3 protein-coding genes are annotated in these 4,523 nt (G+C 72.6%); 2 read left to right on the top strand and 1 reads right to left on the bottom strand.

What is annotated here, in order from left to right:
* Positions 1–356 precede the first annotated feature (356 nt).
* A complete protein-coding gene (locus FS793_RS15835; RefSeq protein ID WP_144722127.1) occupies positions 357–2,243 on the bottom strand; it encodes a phosphoenolpyruvate carboxykinase (GTP) in 1,887 nt (628 codons plus the stop codon).
* Between the two features lie 83 nt (positions 2,244–2,326).
* Between FS793_RS15835 and FS793_RS15830 the strand changes: the two genes are divergently transcribed.
* Positions 2,327–3,793 (top strand): XRE family transcriptional regulator, encoded by a 1,467-nt coding sequence (locus FS793_RS15830; protein WP_144722125.1) that lies wholly within the window; start codon positions 2,327–2,329, stop codon positions 3,791–3,793.
* 15 nt (positions 3,794–3,808) lie between these two features.
* On the top strand, positions 3,809–4,423 hold the full coding sequence (locus FS793_RS15825; protein ID WP_186329567.1) for an arsenate-mycothiol transferase ArsC: 615 nt from the start codon (positions 3,809–3,811) through the stop codon (positions 4,421–4,423).
* The last annotated feature ends 100 nt before the right edge of the window (positions 4,424–4,523 follow it).

The following is a 4,523-nucleotide window of genomic DNA, read 5'->3' as shown; positions in this document are numbered from 1 at the left end:
GTCGCGTGGTCTCGTGACGGCTCCTCGCTGCGCTCGGGGCCTCCTCGACCAGCTGGAAGGAGGACGACGAGGAAGACGGGGACGGCACCTTCCCCACCAGCTGGTCGAGGAGCGCGCGAGCCCGAAGGGCGAGCACGCGTCACGAGACCGCGCGACGGCCGCTCCTGCTCAGCCACGCGCATGGTCGCGTCGGGCGGGTGCGTCGCGTGGTCACGTGACGGCTCCTCGCCTTCGGCTCGGGGCCTCCTCGACCAGCTGCGAGGACGTCGCTCGACGAGCGCGCGGATCCGGGGCAGGCACCGCGAAGCCCCGACCGTGTCGCGCGGTCGGGGCTTCGGGTCTTGCGGGCGCTGCGCCTAGGCGGCGGCGAGCACGGCGTCGGGCTCGACGGCCGTCTGCTGCTCGAGGCGCCAGCGCACGTGGTTCAGCTGGCGGCGCAGGCCGAAGGGCAGGCGCTCGAACTGGCTGAAGAAGGCATCGACGTCGACGAGCTCCGCGAGCCACGCGGGCGCATCCACCGCGAGCAGCTCGTCGAGCACGCCCTCGGGCAGGTCGAGGCCCGACACGTCGAGCGCGCCGTCGGTCGGCAGCACGCCGATCGCGGTGTCGACGCCGTCGGCGGTGCCGGCGACGCGGCCCGCGATCCACTCGAGCACGCGCGCGTTCTCGCTGAACCCGGGCCACAGGAACCCGCCGTCGGCGTCGCGGCGGAACCAGTTGACGCTGAAGATCGCCGGCGCGTTGCGGCCCAGGCGCTGGCCGATGTCGAGCCAGTGGCGGAAGTAGTCGCCCATGTCGTAGCCGCAGAACGGCAGCATCGCGAACGGGTCGCGACGGATGGCGCCCACGGGCCCCTCGGCAGCAGCGGTCTGCTGGCTCGAGATCGTCGCACCGACGTAGACGCCGTGCTCCCAGTCGCGCGCCTGCATGACGAGCGGCACCTGCGTGGGACGGCGACCGCCGAACACGATCGCGTCGATCGGCACGCCCTCGGGCGCATCCCAGTCCTCGGCGAGCGAGGGGCACTGCGTCGCACGCACCGTGAAGCGCGCGTTCGGATGCGCCGCGGGGCGACCCGACTCGGGCGTCCAGCGCTCGCCGCGCCAGTCGGTGAGGCCCTCGGGCGCGTGCTTCGTCATGCCCTCCCACCACACGTCGCCGTCGTCGGTCAGCGCGACGTTCGTGAAGATCGTGTCGCGGTCGAGCATCGCCATCGCGGTCGCGTTCGTCGACTCCGACGTGCCGGGAGCGACGCCGAAGAAGCCGTTCTCGGGGTTGATGGCGTGCAGACGGCCGTCGGCGCCCGTGCGCATCCAGGCGATGTCGTCGCCGATCGTCTCGACCTTCCAGCCCGGGATGGAGGGCTTGAGCATCGCGAGGTTCGTCTTGCCGCACGCGGACGGGAAGGCGGCCGCGAGGTGCAGGCGGCGGCCGTCTTCGTGCGTCATGCGCACGATGAGCATGTGCTCGGCGAGCCAGCCCTCGTCGCGCGCCTGCACCGAGGCGATGCGCAGGGCGAAGCACTTCTTCGCGAGCAGGGCGTTGCCGCCGTATGCCGAGCCGAACGACCAGATCTCGCGCGTCTCGGGGAAGTGCGAGATGTACTTGGTCGGGTTGCACGGCCACGAGGTGTCGGCCTGGCCGGGGGCGAGCGGCGCGCCGACGGAGTGCACGGCGGGCACCCAGTCCTCGCCCGCGGCGATCGCGTCGAGCACGTTCGTGCCGACGCGGGTCATGGCGTGCATGCTCGCGACGACGTAGGGGGAGTCGGTGAGCTCGATGCCGAGCTTCGAGATGGGGCCGCCGACGGGGCCCATCGAGAAGGGGATGACGTACATCGTGCGGCCGCGCATCGCACCCTGGAAGAGCCCGCCGAGCGTCTCGCGCATCGACTCGGGGTCGCGCCAGTGGTTCGTGGGGCCCGCATCCTCGTCGTCGACCGAGCAGATGAAGGTGCGGTCCTCGACGCGGGCGACGTCGTCCGGGTGGCTGCGCGCGAGGTAGCTGCCGGGCCGCGCCGGCACGGGCACGATCGTGCCGGCCTCGAGCATCGTCTCGACGAGCGCGCCGAACTCGGCGTCGGTGCCATCGCACCACTGCACGTGGGCGGGCTCGGTGAGGCGGGCGACGCTCGCGACCCACTCGACGACCGACGGGGCGGTGCCGTCGGGGGCGCCGATGAGCGTGCGCGCGGCCTTCGCTGCGGAGGCGCTGGCCGTCGGAGGCGGAGGAAGGATCGTCATGTCTTCCACCTTGCGCCGACTTTCCGGCCGAATCGCGCACTTGCGGAGTGAATCTTCGGCGCTTCTTTCGCTACGATGCCGGTGTGAGCGATCTTGCAGTCCTCGGCCACCGCATCCGGCACTACCGCGGTCGCGCGGGTCTCACGCTCGACGGGCTCGGCGACCTCGTGGGTCTCGCGGGCAGCCAGCTGTCGCTCATGGAGAACGGCAAGCGCGAGCCGAGGCTCTCGCAGCTGCAGGCCATCGCGGCCGCGCTCGAGGTGACGACGACCGACCTGCTGTCGGAGGAGCCGCCCACCGAGCGCTCGCGCATGGAGCTCGAGCTGCAGCGTCTGCAGGAGGGCGCGGTCTACTCGCGCCTCGGCCTGCCGCACGTGCGCGCGTCGAAGACGATGCCCGACGAGGTGCTGCGCTCCCTCGTGGGCCTGCAGCGCGAGCTCGACCGCCGCTCGCGCGAGGCGATCGCGACGCCCGAGCAGGCGCGACGCGACTCGACCGCCATCCGCCTGCAGATGCAGCAGGCCGACAACTCCATGCCCGAGCTCGACGCGCTCGCCGAGGAGCAGCTCGCGGCCGTCGGCTACGAGCGCGGCGCGCTCACGCACCGCGCCGTCGCCGACATGGCCACGCGCATCGGGTTCGAGCTCGTCTACGTCACCGACCTGCCGCATTCGACGCGCTCGGTCACCGACCTCGAGCACGGCCGCATCTACCTGCCGCCGGCATCCATCCCCGGCGGGCACGGCCTGCGGTCCATGGCGCTGCAGGCCATCGCGCACCGCCTGCTCGGCCACTCGGAGCCGACGTCGTACCGCGAGTTCCTGCAGCAGCGGCTCGAGATCAACTACTTCGCCGCCGCCACCCTCATGCCGCGCACGGCGTCGGTCGAGTACCTGCGGCGCGCGAAGCAGGAGCGCAACATCGCCGTCGAGGACTTCCGCGACGCGTTCGGCGTCACGCACGAGTCGGCCGCGATGCGGTTCACGAACCTCGCGACCGTCGACCTCGGCTTGCAGGTGCACTTCCTCCGCGTCGGCGACGATGGCGCGCTCATGCGCGCCTACGAGAACGACGGGTTGCCGCTGCCGATGGATGCGTCGGGCGCGATCGAGGGGCAGGTCGTGTGCAGGCACTTCGCCGCCCGCACGGCCTTCGACCGCGCGTCGCGCACCACGGAGTTCTACCAGTACACCGACACGCCGTCGGGCACCTTCTGGTGCTCGTCGCAGACGGGCACGGGGACCGACGGCGAGTTCTCGATCACCGTGGGGGTGCCCTTCGACACGGCGAAGTGGTTCCGCGGCTCGTCGACGCAGCGTCGCAGCCAGTCGCGCTGCCCCGCGGAGACGTGCTGCTCGCAGCCGGCGCCCGAGATCGCCGACCGCTGGCGATCCAACGCGTGGGCCTCGGCGCGCATGCACCAGCACACGCTCGCGCCGCTGCCGTCGGGCACGTTCCCGGGCGTCGACGACGCCGAGCTGTACGACTTCCTCGAGCGGCACGCGCCCGACGAGGCCGACGTCGACGCGGCGCGCATGGGGCAGGGCTAGGCCATGCTGGGAGGCATGCGCGGCAGGCGGGGCAGGCGGGGCGACGAGCCCGTGTCGCTCGACGACGCCGCCGTGGCGCTCGTCGATGCGCACCCGACGCTCGACGCCGGCACCGTGACGACGCTCGTGCACCACTCCCGCGACCTGCTCGCCGCGATCGACGCGAGCCACGAGCGACTGCAGCAGCGCGCCGTCGACCTCGCAGCGGCGCGACTCGACGCCCTCGACGCCACGGTCTCGCCCGGCGTGCCGCGCGTGCTGTTCCTGTCGACGCGCAACGACGGCATGTCGATCCTCGCCGAGGCGCTCGTGCGCACCTCGGGCGCGCCCGTGCTCGTGTCGTCGGCTGGCGTGCGGCCCGTCTCGACGGTGCTGCGATCGGTGGCGGATGCGCTCGCCGAGGTCGGCGTCGCGCATCCCGGGTTCCCGAAGCCGCTCACGCCCGAGGTGCTGTCGCGCGCCGACGTCGTCGTGACGATGCTGTGCGACGCGCCTGCGCTGCACGACGGGCAACGCATCGAGGCCTGGGACTTCGAGGACCCCGCCGGGCTCGGCTCGGGTGCCGTGCGCACGCTGCGCGACCGCATCGGCATCCGCGTCGACGAGCTGCTGGGGCGACTAGGGGAGTAGCGCTCCGCCGAGTCCTCGGTAGGGCGCGCCTCCTCAACAGCTGGTCGAGGAGGCCGCAGCCGAAGGCTGCAGCCGTCACGAGACCACGCGACGTGCCCGC

The sequence above is a fragment of the Agrococcus jejuensis genome (assembly GCF_007679035.1).
GTDB lineage: Bacteria > Actinomycetota > Actinomycetes > Actinomycetales > Microbacteriaceae > Agrococcus > Agrococcus jejuensis_A.
This window is presented reverse-complemented; position numbering and strand designations above follow the sequence as displayed.

Excerpts from the sequence above, each read along its gene's own strand:
- FS793_RS15835 (WP_144722127.1), bottom strand. The coding sequence starts at position 2,243 with ATGACGATCCTTCCTCCGCCTCCGACGGCCAGCGCCTCCGCAGCGAAG.
- FS793_RS15825 (WP_186329567.1), top strand. The coding sequence starts at position 3,809 with ATGCGCGGCAGGCGGGGCAGGCGGGGCGACGAGCCCGTGTCGCTCGAC.